The sequence below is a fragment of the Streptomyces sp. NPDC002536 genome, from assembly GCF_053594995.1.
On record NZ_JBSFWU010000117.1, the window covers coordinates 1 to 21504 of the forward strand.

Annotated in this window: 16 protein-coding genes and 2 riboswitches; of the genes, 9 read left to right on the forward strand and 7 right to left on the reverse strand. The window is 72.7% G+C overall.

The genetic code is table 11. The features are described from left to right. Positions 1-81: 81 nt before the first annotated feature. The 3 genes from ACWD4B_RS30280 to cobG are packed head-to-tail and all read right to left on the reverse strand — an operon-like array spanning position 82 to position 3529. The gene (locus ACWD4B_RS30280; protein ID WP_451423749.1) at positions 82-1593 is read right to left on the reverse strand and encodes a precorrin-2 C(20)-methyltransferase; all 1512 of its coding nucleotides are present in this window, start codon (positions 1591-1593) and stop codon (positions 82-84) included. Further along, on the reverse strand, positions 1590-2243 hold the full coding sequence (locus ACWD4B_RS30285) for a precorrin-8X methylmutase (protein WP_336415982.1): 654 nt from the start codon (positions 2241-2243) through the stop codon (positions 1590-1592). The genes ACWD4B_RS30280 and ACWD4B_RS30285 overlap by 4 nt, the downstream gene beginning before the upstream one ends. After that, positions 2240-3529 carry a precorrin-3B synthase gene (cobG, locus tag ACWD4B_RS30290; RefSeq protein WP_451423750.1) on the reverse strand — a complete coding sequence of 430 codons (1290 nt, stop codon included), beginning with the start codon at positions 3527-3529 and terminating at the stop codon, positions 2240-2242. Before cobG ends, ACWD4B_RS30285 begins: the two co-directional genes overlap by 4 nt. A gap of 112 nt (positions 3530-3641) precedes the next feature. Beyond that, a riboswitch (cobalamin riboswitch) is annotated at positions 3642-3764 on the forward strand. 35 nt (positions 3765-3799) lie between these two features. Between cobG and cobN the strand changes: the two genes are divergently transcribed. The 3 genes from cobN to ACWD4B_RS30305 all read left to right on the forward strand — a co-directional run bounded on the left by cobN (position 3800) and on the right by ACWD4B_RS30305 (position 9497). Beyond that, positions 3800-7396 carry a cobaltochelatase subunit CobN gene (gene cobN / locus ACWD4B_RS30295; RefSeq protein ID WP_451423751.1) on the forward strand — a complete coding sequence of 1199 codons (3597 nt, stop codon included), beginning with the start codon at positions 3800-3802 and terminating at the stop codon, positions 7394-7396. A gap of 92 nt (positions 7397-7488) precedes the next feature. Next, positions 7489-8757 carry a VWA domain-containing protein gene (locus ACWD4B_RS30300; RefSeq protein WP_451423752.1) on the forward strand — a complete coding sequence of 423 codons (1269 nt, stop codon included), beginning with the start codon at positions 7489-7491 and terminating at the stop codon, positions 8755-8757. Beyond that, positions 8757-9497 (forward strand): hypothetical protein, encoded by a 741-nt coding sequence (locus ACWD4B_RS30305; RefSeq protein ID WP_451423753.1) that lies wholly within the window; start codon positions 8757-8759, stop codon positions 9495-9497. The genes ACWD4B_RS30300 and ACWD4B_RS30305 overlap by 1 nt, the downstream gene beginning before the upstream one ends. A 64-nt stretch (positions 9498-9561) precedes the next feature. On the opposite strand, the gene ACWD4B_RS30310 is transcribed toward ACWD4B_RS30305, so the two are convergent. Continuing rightward, positions 9562-10500 (reverse strand): trypsin-like serine peptidase, encoded by a 939-nt coding sequence (locus tag ACWD4B_RS30310; RefSeq protein ID WP_451423754.1) that lies wholly within the window; start codon positions 10498-10500, stop codon positions 9562-9564. A 189-nt stretch (positions 10501-10689) separates the two neighbouring features. On the opposite strand from ACWD4B_RS30310, the gene ACWD4B_RS30315 reads away from it, so the two are divergent. Together ACWD4B_RS30315 and ACWD4B_RS30320 are read left to right on the forward strand one after the other, a co-directional pair. Continuing rightward, positions 10690-11088: a hypothetical protein gene (locus tag ACWD4B_RS30315; RefSeq protein ID WP_451423755.1), complete on the forward strand. Its 399-nt coding sequence runs from the start codon at positions 10690-10692 to the stop codon at positions 11086-11088. After that, a complete protein-coding gene (locus tag ACWD4B_RS30320) occupies positions 11085-13205 on the forward strand; it encodes a hypothetical protein (RefSeq protein WP_451423756.1) in 2121 nt (706 codons plus the stop codon). Before ACWD4B_RS30315 ends, ACWD4B_RS30320 begins: the two co-directional genes overlap by 4 nt. 10 nt (positions 13206-13215) lie before the next feature. Here the strand turns inward: ACWD4B_RS30320 and ACWD4B_RS30325 are convergent, their stop codons facing one another. After that, positions 13216-14937 carry a CDP-glycerol glycerophosphotransferase family protein gene (locus ACWD4B_RS30325; protein WP_451423757.1) on the reverse strand — a complete coding sequence of 574 codons (1722 nt, stop codon included), beginning with the start codon at positions 14935-14937 and terminating at the stop codon, positions 13216-13218. A gap of 264 nt (positions 14938-15201) precedes the next feature. Between ACWD4B_RS30325 and ACWD4B_RS30330 the strand changes: the two genes are divergently transcribed. The 3 genes from ACWD4B_RS30330 to ACWD4B_RS30340 all read left to right on the forward strand — a co-directional run bounded on the left by ACWD4B_RS30330 (position 15202) and on the right by ACWD4B_RS30340 (position 17565). Continuing rightward, entirely contained in the window at positions 15202-15696 is a 495-nt protein-coding gene (locus tag ACWD4B_RS30330; protein ID WP_451423758.1) for a helix-turn-helix domain-containing protein, read from the forward strand. A gap of 74 nt (positions 15697-15770) precedes the next feature. Next, positions 15771-16361 (forward strand): hypothetical protein, encoded by a 591-nt coding sequence (locus ACWD4B_RS30335; RefSeq protein ID WP_451423763.1) that lies wholly within the window; start codon positions 15771-15773, stop codon positions 16359-16361. After that, positions 16351-17565: an MAB_1171c family putative transporter gene (locus tag ACWD4B_RS30340; RefSeq protein ID WP_451423759.1), complete on the forward strand. Its 1215-nt coding sequence runs from the start codon at positions 16351-16353 to the stop codon at positions 17563-17565. The genes ACWD4B_RS30335 and ACWD4B_RS30340 overlap by 11 nt, the downstream gene beginning before the upstream one ends. Positions 17566-18092: 527 nt before the next feature. On the opposite strand, the gene ACWD4B_RS30345 is transcribed toward ACWD4B_RS30340, so the two are convergent. Further along, positions 18093-18680, reverse strand: a complete 588-nt coding sequence (locus ACWD4B_RS30345; protein ID WP_451423760.1) for a YIP1 family protein — start codon at positions 18678-18680, stop codon at positions 18093-18095. A gap of 90 nt (positions 18681-18770) precedes the next feature. Further along, positions 18771-20336 carry an APC family permease gene (locus tag ACWD4B_RS30350; RefSeq protein WP_451423761.1) on the reverse strand — a complete coding sequence of 522 codons (1566 nt, stop codon included), beginning with the start codon at positions 20334-20336 and terminating at the stop codon, positions 18771-18773. A gap of 157 nt (positions 20337-20493) precedes the next feature. After that, positions 20494-20711, forward strand: a riboswitch (cobalamin riboswitch). A gap of 31 nt (positions 20712-20742) precedes the next feature. Here ACWD4B_RS30350 and ACWD4B_RS30355 point away from each other — a divergent pair. After that, a partial coding sequence (locus ACWD4B_RS30355; RefSeq protein WP_451423762.1) for a HoxN/HupN/NixA family nickel/cobalt transporter occupies positions 20743-21504 on the forward strand: 762 nt, incomplete at its 3' end.

Consider the following 21504-nt stretch of genomic DNA (forward strand, 5'->3'; position numbering starts at 1 on the left):
GAAGGGGGTCGTGGTGGCGGTCGTCCTTGTCGCGCAGTTCCCCGCGCCCCTTACGGGGCGCCCACGGGGCGGAGCCCCGAACTACCCCTCCGGGTACCGCCGCGGGGTCCACACGATTTCCTCGCCGGAGGCACCGGCGCCCCGCCGAACCGCCCGCGTCTGCGTCGACCCCACGATCAGGATCGTCCGCATGTCGACCTCCTCCGGCACCAGTTCGCCGAGGCGGACGATCCGTACGCTCTCCTCCGGGCCGCCCACGTCGCGCCCGAGGACCACCGGGGTCTCGGGCGCCCGGTGCTCCAGGAGGACGTCCCGCGCCTTGCCCACCTGCCAGGTGCGGCTGCGCGAACCGGGGTTGTACAGCGCCAGCACCAGGTCCGCGGCGGCCGCCGCGCGCAGCCGTTCCGCGACGACCTCCCACGGCTTGAGGCGGTCGGACAGCGAGACGACCGCGTAGTCGTGACCCAGCGGGGCGCCCGCGCGGGACGCCGCCGCGTGGGCGGCCGTCATGCCCGGGACCACCCGCACCGGCACCTCCCGGTACGGGCCCTCCGAGGCGACCTCCAGTACGGCGGTGGCCATGGCGAAGACCCCGGGGTCGCCGGACGAGACGACGGCGACCCGGCGGCCCTGCCGGGCCAGGTCCAGGGCGAACTCGGCGCGTTCGGACTCCACCTTGTTGTCCGAGGCGTGCCGCTGCTGCCCGGGGCGCACCGGCACCCGGTCCAGGTAGGTCGTGTAGCCGACCAGGTCCTCCGCCGCCGCCAGCACGCCCCGCGCCTCCGGCGTCAGCCACAGCGGACCCGCCGGGCCGAGCCCGACGACCGTGACCTCGCCCGCACCCGCGCCCTCGACAGGCTCAGCACCCACGCGACTCGGCAGCACCGCCACCGAGAAGTACGGCACCGACTCCGGGTCCACGTCCGCGACGCGGCCCGTGCGCTCGCCGCTCATCGTGGCGCGCTCGACGTACCGTGCCTCCGCCAGGCGGCCGGAACGTTCCAGCGCGCCCTTCACCGCCGGGAAGGTGCGGCCGAGCTTCATCACCACCGCCGAGTCGGTGGCGGCCAGGCGGGCCGTCAGCTCCTCCTCGGGCAGGGTGCCCGGAAGGATCGTCAGCACCTCCTCGCCCTCCACCAGCGGTTCGCCGAGCCGGGCCGCGGCCGCGCTCACCGAGGTGACGCCGGGGACGACCTCGGTCGGGTAGCGGTGGGCCAGCCGCTTGTGCATGTGCATGTACGAGCTGTAGAAGAGCGGGTCGCCCTCGGCCAGCACGGCCACGGTGCGCCCGGCGTCCAGGTGCGCGGCCAGCCGCGCGGCGGCCTCCTCGTAGAACTCCTCCATCGCACCCCGGTAGCCGCCCGGGTGGTCGGTCGTCTCCGTGGTGACGGGGTAGACGAGCCGCTCCTCGATGTGGTCGGGGCGCAGGTGGCGTTCGGCGATGGAGCGCGCGATGGAGCGGCCGTGCCGGGCGCTGTGGTAGGCGACGACGTCGGCGGCGGCGATGACCTCCACCGCCCGTACGGTCATCAGGGACGGGTCGCCGGGGCCGAGGCCCACTCCGTAGAGCCGTCCGGGCTTGTGCTCGCTCACTCTTCCTCGCTCGCTATCGCATTGATCGCGGCCGCGGCCATGGCACTGCCGCCGCGCCGCCCCCGCACCACCAGGTACTCCAGCCCCAACCGGTTGTCCGCCAAAGCCTCCTTGGACTCGGCGGCACCGATGAAGCCGACCGGTATGCCGAGGACGGCCGCCGGGCGCGGTGCGCCCTCCGCGACCATCTCCAGCAGGCGGAACAGGGCGGTCGGCGCGTTGCCGACCGCCACCACCGCGCCGTCCAGCCTGTCGCGCCACAGCTCCAGGGCCGCGGCGCTGCGCGTGGTGCCCATGCGCCGGGCCAGTTCGGGCACGGACGGGTCGGCGAGGGTGCACAGCACCTCGTTGTCCGCGGGCAGCCGCTTGCGGGTGACCCCACTGGCGACCATGTTGGCGTCGCACAGGATCGGCGCACCCGCGCGCAGCGCCTCGCGGGCGCGGGCCACGGCCTGCGGGGACCAGGCCAGGTCGCGGACGAGATCGGTCATCCCGCACGCGTGGATCATGCGGACCGCCACCTTGCTGACGTCCGGCGGCAGTCCGCCGAGGTCGGCCTCGGCGCGGATGGTGGCGAAGGACTGGCGGTAGATGGACGCGCCGTCCTTGTCGTAGTCGAACACTGTGCCCTCGTCGCCCTTGTCGTTCATCGTGTGGTGGTACGGGCCGTCGCCACGGCGCCGGCCAGGTCTGCTGCTGTCACCGTCCGCGCGGCTTCGCCGGATATGCCCACCCGGTAACCGCCGCCCGTCGCCAGCACATCCACCCACCGGCCGTCGGTCGGCCGGCCGCAGCGCCGCTCGCACCCGGACCAGTACACGGGCAGGGGCTCCCCGCCGTGGGGCTGCTCGTGCGCGAGGCAGGCCGCCGCGTCCGCCCGCACGTCCGCAAGAGACTTGGCGCATCCGGGGCGGCCGGCGCAGGCGCCCGCGCGGTGCCACGGCGACTCCGTCGAGGTGATCAGGCCCGCGTCGGCGAGTTCCGTGAGCCGGGCCGCCGCCGCCGTCGCCGTCGGCAGGCCTGGGACGACGATGCCGCGCCAGGGGGTCACCCGGAGTTCGCCCGTGCCGGCGGCGTCGGCCGTCTCGTACAACTGCCGCCACTGGCCGGTGCTCAGGCGGCCGAGCGGGGCCGTGACCGACAGCGCGGTCCGGCCGCCGGGGCCGGGGACGAGCCCGGGGGCCGTGGGGGCGCCCGTCCGTGGAGCCCTCTCGGCAGGTTCGGCGGCGATGCCTTCGGCGGTGAGCCGCTGCCCCAACACGTCGAGCCGCGGCCGCTGTCCGGCGGGGAACTCGGCGATCCGCCAGGCGGTGCTGCCGGTGCGGCGGCGCTCGGCCAGGAACCACTCGGCCGCGAGTACGGCCGCGCGCGGGGCGTGCGCGGCGGGGATGCGCAGGCAGGAGCCGGCCGCCGCGTAGGAGAGCAGGGCGTGCCCGTCGTCCGTTGCGATCAATGTCACATCGGGGGCGAGTGCGGCGATATCGCCGCGGCCGTCGTCCAGACCGAAGAGGAAACGTCCGGAAAGTTTAGTGATGTCCGGGTTCGCGCAGAGGAGTTGGTCCAGTGCGCGGGACCAGGCCTGGACGTCGGCGGGAGCCGGGCCGTCGAGGCCGCAGAGCGGGGTCGCCGCCACGTTCCGTACCCGGTCGTGCTGTTCGGAGGGCAGCAGGCCCGCTTCGTGGAGGCGGATGCCGAGTTCGCCGCCGCAGGCATCGGGGAGACCGCGGAGCTGGACGTTGCCGCGGGAGGTGAGGTCGAGGTGGCCGTCGCCCAGTTCGTCGGACAGCCGTGCCAGGGCTTCTGCCTGACGAACCGTCAGAAGCCCGCCCGGCAGGCGGACGCGGGCCAGTGCACCGTCGTCCGCGGCGTGCAGCCGTACCGCGCCGGGGCAGCGGTCGCCGCCGGTGCGGACAGGGGGATCGGAGGGGGCGGGCATGGCGGCGAGCATACCCACGGTGGGGCGGCGGTGCTGGGCTTGTCTACCGGCTGCGGAGCGGTGGGGGCTGAGCGCGCAGTTCCCCGCACCCCTTCGGGGCGCGCCCCGCTAGTATGACCACGCCAGCGACGGCGACAGGGGAGGAAGCCGGTGTGATTCCGGTACGGTCCCGCCACTGTGAGCACGGCGGTGAGACGCCGGGCGAGTCAGGAACTCCCGCCGTCCTCACGACCACCCGGGGCGCGGACCCCGAGGAAGGCCAGCCGCAGCATGCGCATCCTTCTCCTGTCGACGTCCGACACCGACCTGCTCAGCGCCCGTGCGGCCGACGGCCCGGTGACGTACCGGCTCGCCAACCCCGCCCGGCTGGATCTCGACGGGCTGCCCGCGCTGCTGGAGGGCACCGACCTCGTCGTCGTACGGCTCCTCGGCGGTGTCCGCGCGTGGCAGGAGGGGCTCGACCTGCTGCTCGCGGGGGAGCGGCCCGTCGTCGTCCTGACCGGTGAACAGGCGCCCGACGCCCAGCTGATGGAGCACTCGACCGTGCCCATCGGCATCGCCGCCGAGGCCCACGCCTACCTCGCCCACGGCGGGCCCGCCAACCTCGACCAGCTGGCGCGGTTCCTCTCCGACACCGTGCTGCTCACCGGCCACGGCTTCGAACCGCCCGCCCCCGCCCCCTCGTGGGGCGAGCTGGAGCGCACCCCGAAGGCGGCGAACCCCGACGGCCCGCTCGTCGCCGTGCTCTACTACCGCGCCCACCACATGAGCGGCAACACCGCCTTCGTCGACGCCCTCTGCGGCGCCGTCGAGGACGCCGGCGGCCGGGCGCTGCCGCTGTACGTCGCCTCGCTGCGCGCCCCCGAGCCCGAACTCCTCGACGCCCTGCGTGCGGCCGACGCCGTCGTCACCACCGTGCTCGCCGCGGGCGGCACCCGGCCCGCCGACGCCTCGGCCGGCGGCGACGACGAATCCTGGGACGCCGGCGCCCTCGCCTCCCTGGACGTGCCCGTCCTGCAGGCCCTCTGCCTGACCGGGCCGCGCAGCGCGTGGGAGGAGAACGACGAGGGCCTCTCCCCGCTCGACTCCGCGACCCAGGTCGCCGTGCCCGAGTTCGACGGGCGCATCATCACCGTCCCGTTCTCCTTCAAGGAGGTCGACGAGGACGGCCTGCCCGCCTACGTCGCCGACCCCGAGCGCGCCGCCCGCGTCGCCGGCATCGCCGTGCGCCACGCCCGCCTGCGCCACATCCCGGCCGCCGAGAAGCGGATCGCCCTCGTGCTCTCCGCCTACCCCACCAAGCACTCGCGCATCGGCAACGCCGTCGGCCTCGACACCCCCGCCAGCGCCGTCGCCCTGCTGCGCCGACTGCGCGCGGAGGGCTACGACTTCGGCGCCGAGGAGGTCCCGGGCCTCGCGTCCGGCGACGGCGACGAGCTCATCTACGCCCTCATCGAGGCCGGCGGCCACGACCAGGACTGGCTCACCGAGGAACAGCTCGCCCGCAACCCCGTCCGCATCCCGGCCGCCGACTACAAGCGCTGGTACGCCGGGCTCCCGGCCGAACTGCGCGAGGCCGTCGAGCAGCACTGGGGGCCCGCGCCCGGCGAGATGTTCCTCGACCGCAGCCGCAACCCCGAGGGCGACATCGTGCTGGCCGCCCTGCGCCGCGGCAACCTGCTGATCCTCATCCAGCCGCCGCGCGGCTTCGGCGAGAACCCCATCGCCATCTACCACGACCCCGACCTGCCGCCCTCGCACCACTACCTGGCCGCCTACCGCTGGATCGCGGCCTCCCGCGAGGACGGCGGCTTCGGCGCCGACGCGATGGTCCACCTCGGCAAGCACGGCAACCTGGAGTGGCTCCCCGGCAAGAACGCCGGCCTGTCCGCCGCCTGCGGCCCCGACGCCGCCCTCGGCGACCTCCCGCTCGTCTACCCCTTCCTCGTCAACGACCCGGGCGAGGGCACCCAGGCCAAGCGCCGCGCCCACGCCACCCTCGTCGACCACCTCGTGCCGCCCATGGCCCGCGCCGAGTCCTACGGCGACATCGCGCGCCTGGAGCAACTCCTCGACGAATACGCCCAGATCTCGGCCATGGACCCGGCCAAGCTCCCGGCCATCCGCGCCCAGATCTGGACCCTGATCCAGGCCGCCCGCCTCGACCACGACCTCGGCATGGAGGAGCGTCCCGGGGACGACGGCTTCGACGACTTCCTGCTGCACGTCGACGGCTGGCTGTGCGAGGTCAAGGACGCCCAGATCCGCGACGGCCTGCACGTGCTGGGCAACGCGCCCACCGGCCCCGAGCGCGTCAACCTGGTCCTGTCCATCCTGCGCGCCCGGCAGATCTGGGGCGGCACCGCCGCCCTGCCCGGCCTGCGCGAGGCCCTCGGCCTCGACGAGTCCGCCGCGACGCGGACCACGGCCGACGAGGCGGAGGAGAAGGCACGCGCCCTGGTCCAGGCCATGGAGGACGCGGGCTGGGACCCGGCGGCCGTGCCGGCCGGGCACGGTGAACAGGTCGCCGCGATCCTGGAGTTCGCCGCCCGCGAGGTCGTACCGCGGCTGGCCGCGACCACCGACGAGATCGACCACGCGGTGCACGCCCTCGCCGGCGGCTTCGTCCCCGCCGGCCCGTCGGGTTCCCCGCTGCGCGGCCTGGTCAACGTCCTGCCGACCGGCCGCAACTTCTACTCCGTCGACCCCAAGGCCGTCCCCAGCCGCCTCGCCTGGGAGACCGGGCAGGCCCTCGCCGACTCCCTGGTGGAGCGCTACCGCACCGACAACGGCGACTGGCCCACGTCGGTGGGCCTGTCCCTGTGGGGAACGAGCGCCATGCGCACCGCCGGTGACGACGTCGCCGAAGCCCTGGCACTGCTCGGCGTCCGTCCGGTGTGGGACGCCGCGTCGCGCCGCGTGACGGGCCTGGAGCCGATCGGACCGGAGGAACTGGGCCGCCCCCGCATCGACGTCACCCTCCGCATCAGCGGCTTCTTCCGCGACGCCTTCCCGCACGTGATCGGCCTGCTGGACGACGCGGTGCGGCTCGCCGCCTCGCTGGACGAGCCCGCCGAACAGAACCACGTCCGCGCCCACGCCCAGGCCGACCTCGCCGAGCACGGCGACGAACGCCGCGCCACCACAAGGATCTTCGGCTCCCGGCCGGGCACCTACGGCGCCGGACTGCTCCAGCTCATCGACAGCCGCGACTGGCGCACCGACGCCGACCTCGCCGAGGTCTACACGACCTGGGGCGGCTACGCCTACGGCCGCGGCCTCGAAGGCCGCCCGGCCCGGGCGGAGATGGAGACGGCGTACAAGCGCATCGCGGTCGCCGCCAAGAACACCGACACGCGCGAGCACGACATCGCCGACTCCGACGACTACTTCCAGTACCACGGCGGCATGGTGGCCACGGTCAAGGCGCTCAGGGGCACCGCCCCCGAGGCCTACATCGGCGACTCCACCCGCCCGGAGACGGTCCGCACCCGCACCCTCGTCGAGGAGACCTCCCGCGTCTTCCGCGCCCGCGTGGTCAACCCCCGCTGGATCGAGGCCATGCGCCGCCACGGCTACAAGGGCGCCTTCGAACTCGCCGCCACCGTGGACTACCTGTTCGGCTACGACGCCACCACCGGCGTCGTGCCCGACTGGATGTACGACAAGCTCGCCCAGACGTACGTCCTCGACCCGGAGAACCGCGCCTTCCTCCAGGAGGCCAACCCCTGGGCCCTGCACGGCATTGCGGAGCGGCTGCTGGAGGCCGAGAGCCGGGGGATGTGGGCCAAGCCGGACCCGCAGACCCTGGAGGGTCTGCGGGACGCATTCCTGGAGACCGAGGGCGAGTTGGAGGGCGGGGAGTAGCTCCGGTTCTGTTTTGACTGCGGGCCGTCTGTGGTTGCTCGCGCAGTTCCCCGCGCCCCTGACGGGGCGCGAGGGCCCGTTAGGATCCTCGGATGATCATCACAAGACGGCTCGCGGCGGGTGCGTGTGCCCTGCTCGCCGCCCTGGCCGGGGGCGTGGTGCCGGCGCACGCCGCCGACGGGCCCCCGAAGGACTCCCCGAAGGTCGAGCTGGTCCTCGACGTCAGCGGCTCGATGAGTACGCGCGACATCGACGGCGGTTCCCGCATGTCCGCCGCGCAGCAGGCGTTCGACGACGTCATCGACGCGCTGCCGGACGGCGTGCGGCTCGGCATCCGTACCCTCGGCGCCACCTACCCCGGTGACGACAAGGAGATCGGCTGCAAGGACAGCAAGCAGCTGTACCCCGTCGGCAAGGTGGACAAGACCGAGGCCAAGACGGCCGTCGCCACGCTGCGGCCGACCGGCTGGACGCCGATCAGCCTCGCGCTGCGCGGTGCCGACCAGGACCTCGGCACCGACGGCGGTACCCGCCGCATCGTCCTCATCACCGACGGAGAGGACACCTGCGGCCAGCCCGACCCCTGCGAGGTGGCCCGCGAACTGGCCGCCAAGGGAAGCCACTTGACCGTGGACACCCTCGGCCTGGCCCATGACGACAAGACCCGCGAGCAGCTGAGCTGCATCGCCGAGGCCACCGGCGGCACGTACACCACGGTGCGCCACCGCAAGGAGCTCACCGGCCGCGTCAAGCAACTCGTCAAACGGTCCGAAACCCCTGTCGAGACCGTCAAGCCCGTCCAGGGCGCCAACGCCTGCGCCACCGCTCCCGAGCTCGGCGCCGGTGTCTTCACCGACCGCGAGCAGTTCTCCGAGCACCGCTGGTACCGCGTCAAGGTGAAGCCCGGTCAGGAGCTGCGGGCCTCGGCCGGCGTGGCCGCGGACCGGCAGGTCGACCGGGACTACGGCGTGCTGCTGAGAGCCGTGGGCGAGGACGGGCAGGAGCTCGTGCGGGGCAGCGACGCCGGCAGCGGACGCACCGACGTCATGGCCACCGGCCTGCGCTACGCGACGGGCAAGGCGAAGAAGAACGGTGACCAGGACGGCAAGGACGGCAAGACGGTCTGCCTGGAGGTCTCCAACTCCTTCTCCGCACCGGCCTCCGTCAAGCGCGACCCGGGCCTGCCCGTCGAACTCGCCGTGGATCTCGTGAAGTCCCCCGACAACCCCTCCGACCTGGCCGCCTTCGGCCTGGGCCGGGGCTGGATCCTGCTGGCCGTGCTCGGCGTCACCGGCCTGCTCGCCGGACTGCTGTGGGGCTGGCTGGCCCGCTGGCGCGTCGCGGTGTGGAGGGAGAACTGATGACCGGACAGATGATCAAGCGCACGCGGCGGGCGATGGCCTCGGTGCTGCTCGCCGGAGCGGCGCTGTGCGCTGCGGCCCCGGCCGCCGTCGCCGACACCGACGACAGTGCGCCGTCCGAGGCAGGTACGTCCTTCCGCACGGCCACGCCCGTCAAACCGGGTGAGCAGGCCACGGCCCAGGGCTCCACGGGCGACTACCTCTACTGGCAGTTCCCCGCGGGGGCCGGCCAGCAGGTCACGGCCACCGCGACGGTGACCCTGCCGGAGGCGTCCGTGCGCAGCGGATCGGCCACCTGGCAGATCGACCTCTTCGACGGGCTGCGCCGCCGCCAGGCCTGTGCCTCCGGCGAACCGGCGAAGCGCGTCTCGCGGACGGATGCCACCGTGACCCTCACCTGCACCCTGCGGACGGTACGGCCGTGGGCCGAGCGCTGGTCCAACGACCCGCTGCCCGGCGCCTACTACCTGCGGCTCACCACCACGGACGCACCCGCCACGGACTTCGGCACGCCCGTGCGCGCCGATGTCAAGGCGACCGCGAAGGACGCCGGGGGAGCCCAGGCCGGGGGCGGCGAGCTGGGTGCACCGCTGCACGCCGCGGCCGTGGCCGAGCCCGACGGCGGCTGGAACGGCAGCTGGTGGTCGGACCGCTGGGCGTGGACCGTGGGCGGCGCCGTCCTCGCCGCGCTCGCGGCCGTGGGCGGATACACGCTGACGCGCCACCCGCACCGGCGCTGACCGGAGCGGACCTCTGTGCGGGGCAGTGCCACGGCGTGGCACTGCCCCGCACGTTTTCACGCCGTCACGCGTGGGCCGGCGGCTCGCCGTCGACCGCCGACATGTAGAGGTCGAGCAGGTCGTCGTTGAAGTACGAGCTGTAGGAGATGTCCGGTGTGTCACCGCCGGTGTGGTAGCCGCCGATGACCCCGATCAGCTCGTAGCCCCAGGGGCCGCGCACCAGGAACGGGCCGCCCGACGTACCGCCGATGTAGCCCGCGCACGCGATCTCCAGAAAGTCGCCCGGCGCGGCCGGGTCCGTGCTGGTGTAACGGTGCGTCGAGGACCGGCAGTCGAGGGGCTTGGGGTACTTCGCATCGCTGTTGCCCGGATACCCGATCAGCCGGACGTCCTCGTGCCGGTAGCCGGGGTGGAAGGACAGGTCGAACCCGCCGACGGCCTCCTGCACGTCCTCGCCGTCCTCGCGCTGCCCGACCCGCACGACCGCGAAGTCCCAGCGCGCGCCGCCGTTCGTGCCGAGGTCGTAGTAGCGCTGGTCGAGGTAGATGAGCTCGACCGGGAAGATGCCGTGCGGCTTGAGGCCGTCGTGGTACTGCGGCACGAACGAGAAATGCTTCTTGGGATCGGGCGAGCGCAGGCAGTGCGCGGCGCTCACGACCAGGTCGCGGTGCGGGCTGCGCACCACGGTGCCGCCGCAGAAGCGGCCGGTGTTGTGACCGTCCGTCCAGAAGAACGTGCCCACTTGCGGGAGCCCGTTGAAGGGATGGCTGGGCGGTACGGGCTCCGCCGCGCCGGTGCGCTCCGCGCGGCGCCCGCCGAGGGCGGGGAGAGCGGACTCCATGCGCTCGGACGTCCAGTAGTCGCCGGCCGCACGTGCGGCCGCCCGTGTGTGCGGCGCCCCGTCGGCGGCATGGGCGGCCGGGGCGAACGGGGTCGCGAGCAGCAGGGCGAGGAGCAGGGCGGTGAAGCCGCGTATGGCCTTGGGTCTTCCGGTGCGTCTCATGAACGTTTCCTCCCTGGTGCGAGGACAGTCGGATGAGGCGAGCGTGCCATCGTCCTACGCGGGGGAGGCGGGTGACGAGAGCCCGGCACGACAGGATTCACCGGGACGCCGCACAGGGCGTGTCCGGGGCCCGCGGTAGCCTGGGCCCGACAGGAGCTGTTCGAGCTGCTCGGGTGGGGGAGTTGACTGATGGTCGATCCGGTGTCCTTGGGCGCGGTGACCACTGCGGTGACGGCTGCTGCGGGTTCCGTGGGGACGGAAGCCGGCCGCCAGGCGTGGGAGTCCCTGACGGGCCTCGTCCGCCGCGCGTTCGGCCGCGGCCGCGAGGAGGAGGGCGACAGCGGCACGCTGGTGCTGCCGCTCGACCCGCAGGACCGCGAACAGGTGCAGGAGCTGTCGGCACTGATCTTCGGTCAGGCCCGGCAGGATGCACGGTTCGCCGCGGAGTACCGCGAGTGGGAGGAGCAGGCGGCGCGGCTGCAGGTGTCGGTGGACAACAGCCGGGTGACGAACACGGTGTCGCGGTCGCGGGTCGACGGGCCGCTGATCCAGGGGAGGGACATGAACATCACCTGGAACGGCAAGTGACGGACGTCCGGTCCTGCAACCGCGTCGAGGGCAGTTCCGCAGAACTCATCGTCCAGGCCGGCGGGGACGTGGTCCTCTACGACCAGCGCGGCCCCGTCGAGCCGCCGACTCCGCACGAAGTGCCGGGCTGTACAGGGCTGTTCGTCAATCGCGACGGTGAACTCCTCGATCTCGGCGAATGGCTGGTTCCCGGCACCGGACCGACCCGGATCATCGTCATCAGCGGTCTGAAGGGCATCGGCACCAGCAGCGTCGTACGGCGGTGGGTGGAACTGGAGTCCGGCCGCTACCCCGGCGGAGAGCTCTACGTCGACTTCGCCGCGCTGCGCGGGCCGTCCGGCGCCTGCGACGTCTCCGAAGGGCTGGCCCGCTGTCTGCGCACCTCCTTCGGCGTGACCAAGGACTTCCTCCCTGCGACGCTGGCCGAGCGCACGAACCTCTACCGCACCCATGCCGCCCGGAGCGGGCCCCTCCTGGTCGTCCTGGACGACGTCACCCTGCCTGCACAGATCAGGCCCTTCATTCCGGCTGCGCCCGGCAGTGCCGTACTCGTCACCAGCAGTCGGCGCCTCGACGAACTGATCGGGGACGGCGCCCGGCTGATGCCGTTGAAGCCCCTCGACGCGGCGAGCGGCGCGCTCCTGCTGGCAAAGGTGTGCGGCGAGAACCGGGTGGCGGCGGAGCGCGAGGCCGCCGAGCGGCTCGTGGAACTCTGCGGCGGGCTGCCCATCGCCCTCACGATCGTGGCCACGAGGCTGGCACGACGCTCCCGGCTCGGTTTCGCCGCGCTCGTGGACGAACTCGCCCACGAGGACAGCCGGTTGGCCGCGCTTACGGGCGGTGAACGCAGCGTCTCCGCAGCCGTCTCCCTGACCTGCAGCGACCTGTCGGCCGAGGCACTCCGGCTGTACCGCCGACTCGCGCTGCTCCCGGGCCGGGCCTTCGACGCGGAGACCGCGGCCGCCCTGACCGGGTGCTCCGTCGCCACCGCGCAGCCTCTCTTGGAAGAGCTCGACGACGCCAGCCTCTTGGAGGATGCCGTGGGCGAATTCCGCTACACCCTCCACGACCTCGTACGCCTGCACGCGCGCAGCCTCGCGGAGCAGGACGAGCCGGAAGAGGAACGGGAAGCCGCGGTGCGCCGGGTCATCGACCTCCACGTCGTCCGGGCGGCGTTCGCCGACCGCGCGATCATGGGCAAGCGGCTGCGGATCACCGACCACGACGTCGTCCTCGCCGGCCACGAAGACCCCTTCACCGGGCCGGGCGCACGCGATGCCGCGCTCGCCCGGCTGGAAGCCGAGCGGGCGGACCTGCTCGCCGCGGTACGGGTCGCACACGCCCGCGGCCTCGACCAGCAGGCCTGGCAGCTCGCCGAATCCCTCACCGCGCTCTACTTCCACCACCGGCACCTCGCCGACTGGATCGAGTCCGGCACCCTGGGCGCCGACTCCGCCACGCGCCTCGGCGCCCGGGACGCCGAGGCGAGGCTCCGCAGCCTGGTGTCCCGGCCGTTGACGGACGTCGGCGATGCCGGCCGGGCCCGGGAGCAGATCGAGAGGGCCGTCGAACTCGCCGAGGAGTCCGCACATCCGGTGCTGCGCGCATCCGTCCCCGAGTTCGCCGGCCGGTACTGGGACCACTTCGACAAGGCCCGGGCGCTCACGTGGTACGAGCTCTCCCTCCAGCGCAACATCGAGGCCGGCGAACCCCGGGGCGCCGCCCTCGCCAGGCTGTTCATGGGCAGCACGTTGCTCGCCTCCGGTGAGCACGAACGGGCCCTGACGACCCTGCAAGAAGCCTATGAACAACTCGCCGAGTGCAAGGACGTGCGCATGGCCGGCCGGGCCCTGGCGGCCCTGGGCCACGCACACGACGGCCTGGGGCGCGAGGACGAGGCCGTGCACACCCTGGAGCGCGCGGCAGGGATGCTGAACGCGACACAAGCCGTCTTCTACGAGGCCCAAGTCTGCGAAGAGCTGGCCGATATCGCCCGGCGCCGCACCGACCGTGCGGCCGAGCGCTGTCACCTGGAGCGGGCGCTGGAGATCCACGAGGCGGGCGGCAGCCCCCACGCCGAGGACCTGCGCAAGCGGCTGGACGGTCGGGACGCGTGACCCCGGGGCCTCAGCCCTCGGCCGCCCGGTGCTCCCGCAGCGTCACATCCTCCTCGTGCCGCCCGACGCGCAGCGTCACCGTTCCCGTCAGGGGGTGCTGCGCCCGGAAGCGGGCATAGACCACGGCCCCGGCCAAGGACGCGTCCGTCATCGTCGACTCCACCGCGCGGCCGTTCCGGAACAGGGCCACCGAACCGCCCGGCACCGGTACGGTCGCCAGCAGGCTGCCCGGCAGTTCGTCCAGCAGCCGGCGGGCCCGCCCCACGGCGGCGTCCGCCGAACCGGCCTGCACCCGCGAGGTGATCACCGAAGCGCCGGCGAGCTGCCGCAGGTCCTGCTCGTCCTCGTCACAGGAGAGGTGACCGAACTCCGCGTCCCCGTCGCCCTCGTCCTGGTCGCCACCGGCTGCTGCGGGCCGTCGCTGTACCGTGACGGCCTGATCCGCACCGGACGTGCGGACCCACATCGCCGTGACCTCACCCGGACCGGCCTCCGGCACCGGCCACCGGTGCAGCGGCGGCGTCCCTGCCGCATCCGGTTCCGGCAGCTTCATCAGTTCGTACAGCGCGGACCGCAACTGCTCCGGCGACCGGCCCGGTTCGGTGAAGGCCCCGCCCGCCACCTTCGTGATGCGTTCCGCATCGTGCTCCGCCACGGCCCGCTCCAGCTGTGCCGCGAACGGGGCGTGCGGGTCCAGGCGCGGGGTGATGCGGCCCAGTTCGGCCATGGGGGTGCCGGGCACGGACTCCTCGCCGAACGCGGCGAGCAGCAACGGGGTGCCGACTGCCGCACCGTAGAAGGTCACCGAGCCGTGGTCGCCGATCAGCGCGTCCGCCGCGAGGAGGGCGGCCTGCCAGCCGCGGTGGGGCGGTATCAGCAGCAGCCCGGAGTCCAGTGCGGCCGCCTCCACCGCGCGGACCTGCCATGTGCCGTGTGCGGACCAGATGTTGGGGTGCAGGACGGCGGCGACCCGGTACTCGTCCAGTGGCAGCTCGCCCAACAGCCGTTGCGGGAGCAGCGGGTCCGTGCCCAGCAGGGACTGCTCTCCCCAAGTGGAGCTGAGGAGCACCAGCTTCCGCCCCTCCCGCAGCCCGAGTGCCTCGCGGTACCGCGTGCGCAGCATCCGTGACGCCAGCAGACGGTCGTGGCAGGGGTCGCCGATGAGGAAGGTGCGTTCCGCGAGGGCCGGGTGATGTTCGGCGAGTTGGCGGATCTGGTCGGGGTGGGAGACGGCGTGCCAGGCGCGCGGGTCGTCCATCACACCGGAGAGCCGTCGTCCGCTTCCGCGGGCGTCGGGGACGAGCTTGTGGAAGCCGACGCCGTGCGGGAGCACGAGGACGGGGCAGTCGACCCCGGTCAGATCGATGTTCTCGCTCGCGGAGACGACGAGGTCGCACGCGGTGCGCGAGAGCTGGCTCCAGGGCATGACCCGGGCGCCCGCTGCGTGGAGGAGGTCGAGGACACCGTCACCGAATGCGGAGGTGGGGTCGAAGGCGAAGACGACGTCGACGCGCGGGTCGGAGCGGAAGAGTGCGGGGAGCGTTTCGAGGAGCCGGACGGCCGAGGTGACGGTGCGTGCTGCCGCGACCAGGACGCGGCCGCCTTCGAACGTCCGCCACCGCCGGGCGTCGGCCCCCACCGGCACCCGCAGGTCGCCCGGCTCGCGGCTCGCGGCTCGCGGCTCGCGGCTCGCGGCTCGCGGCTCGCGCATGTCGTCCATACCGTCGTACACGGTGCCCCGCAACCCCTTCCGCCCCACGTCCGCCGCGGCCCGGCGCACTGGGGCTCACCGTAGACGAGCCCCGCCCGTCGCCCGGCCCACGCCCCCGCCCTCAACCCCCGGTTAAGTCCTTCACCTGCTCGTAACCAGGGGCGGACTAGTGCTCGCCGCGCATCCCGTGGCACGATGCCCATCGCGGCCGGTACGGGCTTAACTGGCCGTGAAAGACGGCAGGACAGCAGGACAGCAGGGCTCGCACGAACGGGGACGGGGCAGATGGCAGTCGGGGGGGAAAGGCCGGACAGGACGGCACGGGAGAAGGGCAGTCCGCTTGCGCAGCGGCTCAACTACCTGTTCGCGAACATGCACCCGCCGGGGGCGCCGTACACCAACGGGCACGTGGCCGAGGAGATCAGCCGCGGGGCCGAGGAGTACGGCGGCGTCTCGCTGACCGAGCAGTACCTGTCGATGCTGCGCAACGGCAGGCGGGCCAACCCCAGCCCCGACGTGCTGCGGGCGCTGGCGAAGTTCTTCGCCGTGCCCGTCGGCTATCTGATGGGCGATCTGTCGGCCTCCCAGGCCGCACGGGTCGAGGAGGAGGTCCGCTTCCTCGTCGCCATGAGGGATCAGCGCGTACGGGCGATCGCCCTGCGGTCGGTGGGTCTCCCGCCGGAGGTGCAGGACAGCCTGACCACCATCATCTGCCAGTTCCGGCAGCAGATGAACCTCCCCGCCGACCCACCGGGCACGGGGGGAGGGGAACACCCGTGACCGTCACGGCAGAAGCGCACGAGGAGCGGCTCTTCACGCATTGGCGGCGTACCGAGGACGAGGACGGTGCAGGCATGCGAGTGGGGCGGATACGACGGCGGTGCAAGCAGCTCATCCAAGAGCTCGCGCTGCCCGCGTCGGCCGATCTCCAGAGCATGTGCGACGCCGTCGCCCGCCACGTGGGCCGGCCCATCCACCTGGTGCCGATGAGCCTGGACGGCGTGGTCTCGGGCATGACGGCCACCACGGACGACGCGTTCTGGATCGTCTACGAGCAGAAGACCTCCCCCTGGCACCAGGTGCACATCGTGCTGCACGAGATCGGCCACCTGCTGCTGGGCCACGACCAGGACCCGGCCGTCACCGAGGACGCGCTCAAGGTGTGGACCCCGTCCGTCGACGTGGCCACCGCCATGCGGCGCCTGGGCCTGACCATGGGCCTGGCCCGCCACCACTGCTACGACAACCTCACCGAGCGCGAGACCGAGATCCTCGGCACGCTGCTGATGGCGCGCGTCGTGCCCCCGCCGCCGGGCCAGGAGGCCCTGTTGGAGGGGCAGGCGGCCGAACTCGTCGCCTCGCTCGGGCCCGCGCTGCAGCACGTGCGGAAGCAGATCCGCGAGACGGGCGGCAGGCCGACGGAGGGCGGTGCCGGTGTTCTTTGACGCTCTCTACCTGACCTTCAGCGCCGTCACCTGGGCCATCGTCGGCTACAAGGCCCGCGCCTGGTTCCGCGACCGCGGCAACGTCGACCTGGGGCTGACCGCGCTGATGACCGCGGGCGTGCCCGTCGTCTTCCTGTTCTCCGCGCCCAGCGTCTACCGCGCCTTCGACCGGCTGACCGGCGTGGCGAACCTGGCCATGGTGTTCCTCTACTCGGCCGTCGTGCTGTTCGCCTCCGGCGCCACCGTGCTGCTGCTGCGCTGGACCAGCCGCGGCGACGAGGGATTCCACGCCCGCGCCGCCGCCCGGTCCCGGTTCGCCGTGGCCGTCGTCGCGGTGACCTGGGCGGCAGCGATTGTGTGCTTTGCGGTCGGACGCCCCGACGACGTCGAGCACCCGCGCGACTTCAGCACCGCCTACGCGAACGCCCCCGGCGTGGTCGCCTTCCTGGTGCTGTACCTGGCCATCTTCGGGACGAGCCTCGCCGGGCTCGGCTGGCTCTGCCCGCGCTACGCCCGCCGCATCGGCCGCTCCTGGCTCTCCAAGGGGCTGCGGACGCTGGCCGTCGGCTGCTGGCTGGGCCTGCTGTACTGCCTGTGCAAGCTCACCGGCTTCGTGCTCAGCTGGGCCGGGCACGAGGCGTACTGGCTCTCCAACGGCGTTGCCCCGATGAGCGCTTCGGTCGCCGCGCTGCTGGTCCTGCTGGGCTTCTCGCTGCCGGCCGTCGGCCCGCGGGCGGCCGCCTGGCGCCGGCTGCGCCGGCTGCAGCCGCTGTGGGAGGAGGTCACCGCCCATGCCCCCGAGGTCACCATCGAGGAGTCCCGCTGGTCGGGCCGCTGGCCGTTCGCCGATCTGGAGTGGCGCGCCAACCGGCGCATGGCGGAGATCCGGGACATCCAGCGCGGCATCCGGCGCCATGTCGAGCCCGTGACGCTCGACGTGGCCCGGCGTCAGGCGCAGGCCGCCGGACTGGACGAGCACCGGCTCGCCGCGGTGGTCGAGGCGGCGGCCCTCCGCCGCGGCCTGGCCAACCAGGTCACCGGGCACGTCGCGGCGCCCCACGCGGAGAGCGTGGTGATGACCGTCAGCGCCGACCCGGCCGAGGAGCACGAGCACCTGGCCCGCGTCGCGGACGTCTACCACGACCCGCTGGTGGGCTCCGTGCTCGCCGAACTGCGGGAGATCAGCGCGGCACGCCGTCCCTGACGGCACAACCGAAGGACGAGGCGGCCCTGGACGGGGGTCAAGGCCGCCTGCGCCGCAGACCCCGCGCCCCGAAAGGGGCGCGGGGAACTGCGCGGCCAAAGACCTTCACCCCTGGCCGGGTGGAGCGGCTCCGGGAGCTGCGATCGAATCCGGACGGTCTCGGAAGGGCTGTCGAGGAGTTCGGCCGCCGGGACGGGCCCGTGGCGCCGGCCGTCCGCCGCTTCCCGCGGGAGGAAGTCGAGACCGGCGGAGTGCCTGTTCCGGCCGGTCAGGCGGCGCTGTCGGCTCTGCTGAAGCGCTTCGAGAATCCGGAACTCGATGTTCCGAAGGGGTGGCCGGGGCGGTGTCCGGCCGCCCGGGCGCGTGGCCTGATTTCGCTCCCCGTCCGCCGGTAATCGACAAAGCGAACAGGTTTTTGATGCATGGCCCATCCTTGATGAGGTAGAACTGTTCTCGAGCCCGCCCGGTGTGCATCCCCCGTCGCACCGGGCGGGCCTTCGCGCACCGGTCGTCCGCCGGCCGGCCCGTCAGCCGCTTCCCGGGGGGAACTTGAGCAGGGCCACCGCCGCCACCATCTGGATCGCCACCGAGGCCACGGCCTTGTGCGTGGGCAGGTGGTGCTGACCGCGGATCAGCAGTGTGGCGATCACGCAGCCGAAGGCCGCGGTGACGGAGGCGGCCGCCTGCACCGGCACGGAATCCGCGGGCAGCCAGGTGTTGAGGAACAGCCGCGGCAGGTCCGTCGCCCAGAAGACGACGGCGAACAGGCCGGTGGTCGGCGCGAACCGGCCGTTGCCGCCCAGCCGTCGGGCTATGGCGTGGGTGACGGCGCCGAGGAACAGGGTGGCCACCAGCGTCACCCCGGAGGCGATGGCCATGGCCTCCAGGGCGAGCACGGGGCTCACGCCCCACTGGACCCAGAAGGAGTCCTTGCCCAGCGTCCCCAGCGCCCCGCACAGCAGGCTGAGGAACATGGCCGCCCCCCAGACGCTCCGGTCCCGGGCCTCGTCGAGCACGTCGACGGGCCGATACCAGAGCCCGAATATCAGGTGGTGCCAGAGCAGCCGGCGCGGCGTGGCAGGGGGTTTGGCGGCGGGAGCGGAGGTCACGGGCATGGGTGCCGTTTTATCACCGTTCGGCTACGAAGCCGCTGTCGGGCCGGACAAAGGTGATCAAGGCGGGCGGCCGCGGGGGCCGGCCCGCCGTCAGGCGGGTGCGGGTTCCGTGGTGCCGGGGTCGGCTTCGGGGTCGCCGCCCGCTCCCGGAGCCGTGTCCGCGGCGGCTGTTTCTCCGGAGTCCCCGGGTTCCAGGTACTCCTCGCTGATCTCCCGCGGCCCGAACGGCCACACCTTCTCGTACGCCGCCCACAGCACGAAGGCCACACAGCCCGCTGCGACCCACACCAGCGACCATTCGATGGGGTGCCGTCCCGGGGAACTGCGGTCCGCGTAGCCGTAGATGACGATCCAGCCCACCGCCGCGACCACGCTGGGCAGTGGGTAGAGCCACATCCGGTACGGCCGCCGCAGGCCCGGCTGGCGGCGGCGCAGCACGGTGGCCGCCAGCACCTGGGACAGCGCCTGCACGATCACCATGACGGTGGTCAGCAGCTGGATCAGCGTATTGAGGTCGGTGTGACGCCCGATCAGGAAGCCGATCGCGCCGATGACCCCCATCGTCACCAGCGGCAGCACCGGGAAGCGGTGTCGCGGGTGCAGGACGCCGAAGGGGCGGAAGAAGACCTTCTCCCGCGCGGCGTCGTAGGGCACCCGGGAGCCGCCGAGCAGCCCGGTGAAGACCGAGGCGAAGGCGGTGACGAGGATCAGCACGGTGACGACGTCCGCGGCGTGCCTGCCCCACGTCCGTTCCAGCACCGCCGAGGCCACGGAGGAGCCGGCCGTGGAGTTCGGGTCCAGCATCTCCTTCCAGTCGACGACCCCGAGGGTGCCGATCTGCAGCAGCAGATAGACCGTCATGATGCCGAAGATGGACCAGACGATGGCGCGCGGCAGGGTGCGTCCGGGGTTCTTGATCTCGGCGCCCATGTACGCGGCCGTGTTGTAGCCGCCGTAGTCGTAGATGCCGATCGTCAGGCCCGCGGCGAAGCCCAACCAGAAGTGGTTGGACGTCACCTCGAAGGCGTGGGCGGGGTAGGTGAAGGCGAGGTGGGCGCTGAAGTGGGTGAAGGCCGCGATGATGACGAGGATGATGGAGGCGAGCATCACGCCCCACAGCACGGCGGTGATCCGCGCGATGTTCTCCACCCGCCGCCACAGCAGCGCGACGACCACCGCGATGAACACCAGCCCGGTGACGTCCCCTTGGGTCTGCGTCATCCCGGGCCACAGATAGGCGAGGTACTGCACGAAGCCGATGACGCCCGTGGCCATCGCGAGCGGGATGAAGAGCATCGCCGTCCAGACGAACAGGAACGGCATCAGCTTGCCGGTGCGGTACTGGTAGGCCTGTCGCAGATACACGTAACTGCCGCCCGCGCCCGGCAGCGAGGCCCCCAGCTCGGCCCAGATCAGCCCGTCCGCGAGGGCCAGCACGGCGCCCGCGACGAAGCCGATGACGGCCTGCGGCCCGCCGAAGGCCGTGACCATGAGCGGAATGGTGACGAAGGGTCCTATCCCGCACATCTGGCTCATGTTGATGGCCGTCGCCTGGAACAGCCCGATGCGGCGCTCGAAGCCGACGTGCTCCCCGGACCCGGACCCGGACCCGGACACGGACCTGGGGTCGCGGTCGCGGTCTCTGTCTCCTGCCATGGCGATCAGCCCTCTCTCGTCGCCCACTGCTGCACTCGTAGCACCGGCCTGCATGACCGTCCATCACATGCGGACATCCGCACAGAAGTGTCGGTACCCGTTCCGCTGCATGGGCATGGCAATTGCCACATCTTTGCCACCGTCCGAGGCCAGGGCGCTAAGGTGGCCCGGCCGTGGTGTTCGGGAAGACCGGTGAAAGGCCCTAGTGGCCCCATTCCGGAGCGGCCCTCGCCACTGTGATCGGGGAGCTTCCGCCCCCTTCCGCGCGCCTCTCCAGGTGCGCGGTGCCACTGGCCGCATCCGGCGGCCGGGAAGGCAGGGGCGGGCGCGCACGTACCCGTAAGCCAGGAGACCGGCCACGGCATCTCACGAACTGATCCACGAGGTGCTGGAGCGTGACCCGCAGATGACTCTGCCCACCGATACCGCTGTGACCCCCCGCAGCATCCCGCCGTCCTTCCGATGGCGCCGCCAGGACACCGTGCGCACCGCCGCCCTGCTGGCCGTCATAGCCGCCCTGCACGTCGCGGCCTTCGGCGTGCTCTTCCTACTGGTCGCCCCCCACCACTACACGGTGGACTCCAAGGTCTACGGCGTCGGGCTCGGCGTCACCGCCTACACCCTCGGCATGCGGCACGCCTTCGACGCCGACCACATAGCCGCCATCGACAACACCACCCGCAAGCTGATGGCGGACGGCAAGCGCCCGGTCTCGGTCGGGTTCTGGTTCGCGCTCGGGCACTCCAGCGTGGTCGTCGTGCTGGCCGCCCTGGTCAGCGGCGGCACGCACCTGGCCGGCACGCTGATGAACGAGAACTCCACCACCCACCAGACGCTGGGCGTGATCGGCACCAGCATCTCCGGCGGCTTCCTCTACCTCATCGCCGCCCTCAACCTCGTCGCCCTCGCGGGCATTCTGCGCATCTTCCGTGCCATGCGCGAGGGCCGCTACGACGAGGCCGAGCTGGAGCAGCAGCTGGACTCGCGCGGCTTCATGAACCGCATCCTCGGCCGCTTCACGCGCTCCATCACCCGCCCCGGCCAGATGTACCCGCTGGGCTTCCTGTTCGGCCTCGGCTTCGACACCGCCACCGAGGTCACCCTGATGGTGATGGCGGGCAGCGGCGCGGCCGCCGGCCTGCCCTGGTACGCGATCCTGTGCCTGCCG

Coding starts and splice junctions, on each gene's coding strand:
- ACWD4B_RS30285 (WP_336415982.1), bottom strand. CDS start 2,243: ATGAACGACAAGGGCGACGAGGGCACAGTGTTCGACTACGACAAGGAC.
- cobG (WP_451423750.1), bottom strand. CDS start 3,529: ATGCCCGCCCCCTCCGATCCCCCTGTCCGCACCGGCGGCGACCGCTGC.
- cobN (WP_451423751.1), top strand. CDS start 3,800: ATGCGCATCCTTCTCCTGTCGACGTCCGACACCGACCTGCTCAGCGCC.
- ACWD4B_RS30300 (WP_451423752.1), top strand. CDS start 7,489: ATGATCATCACAAGACGGCTCGCGGCGGGTGCGTGTGCCCTGCTCGCC.
- ACWD4B_RS30305 (WP_451423753.1), top strand. CDS start 8,757: ATGACCGGACAGATGATCAAGCGCACGCGGCGGGCGATGGCCTCGGTG.
- ACWD4B_RS30310 (WP_451423754.1), bottom strand. CDS start 10,500: ATGAGACGCACCGGAAGACCCAAGGCCATACGCGGCTTCACCGCCCTG.
- ACWD4B_RS30315 (WP_451423755.1), top strand. CDS start 10,690: ATGGTCGATCCGGTGTCCTTGGGCGCGGTGACCACTGCGGTGACGGCT.
- ACWD4B_RS30330 (WP_451423758.1), top strand. CDS start 15,202: ATGGCAGTCGGGGGGGAAAGGCCGGACAGGACGGCACGGGAGAAGGGC.
- ACWD4B_RS30335 (WP_451423763.1), top strand. CDS start 15,771: ATGCGAGTGGGGCGGATACGACGGCGGTGCAAGCAGCTCATCCAAGAG.
- ACWD4B_RS30345 (WP_451423760.1), bottom strand. CDS start 18,680: ATGCCCGTGACCTCCGCTCCCGCCGCCAAACCCCCTGCCACGCCGCGC.
- ACWD4B_RS30350 (WP_451423761.1), bottom strand. CDS start 20,336: ATGGCAGGAGACAGAGACCGCGACCGCGACCCCAGGTCCGTGTCCGGG.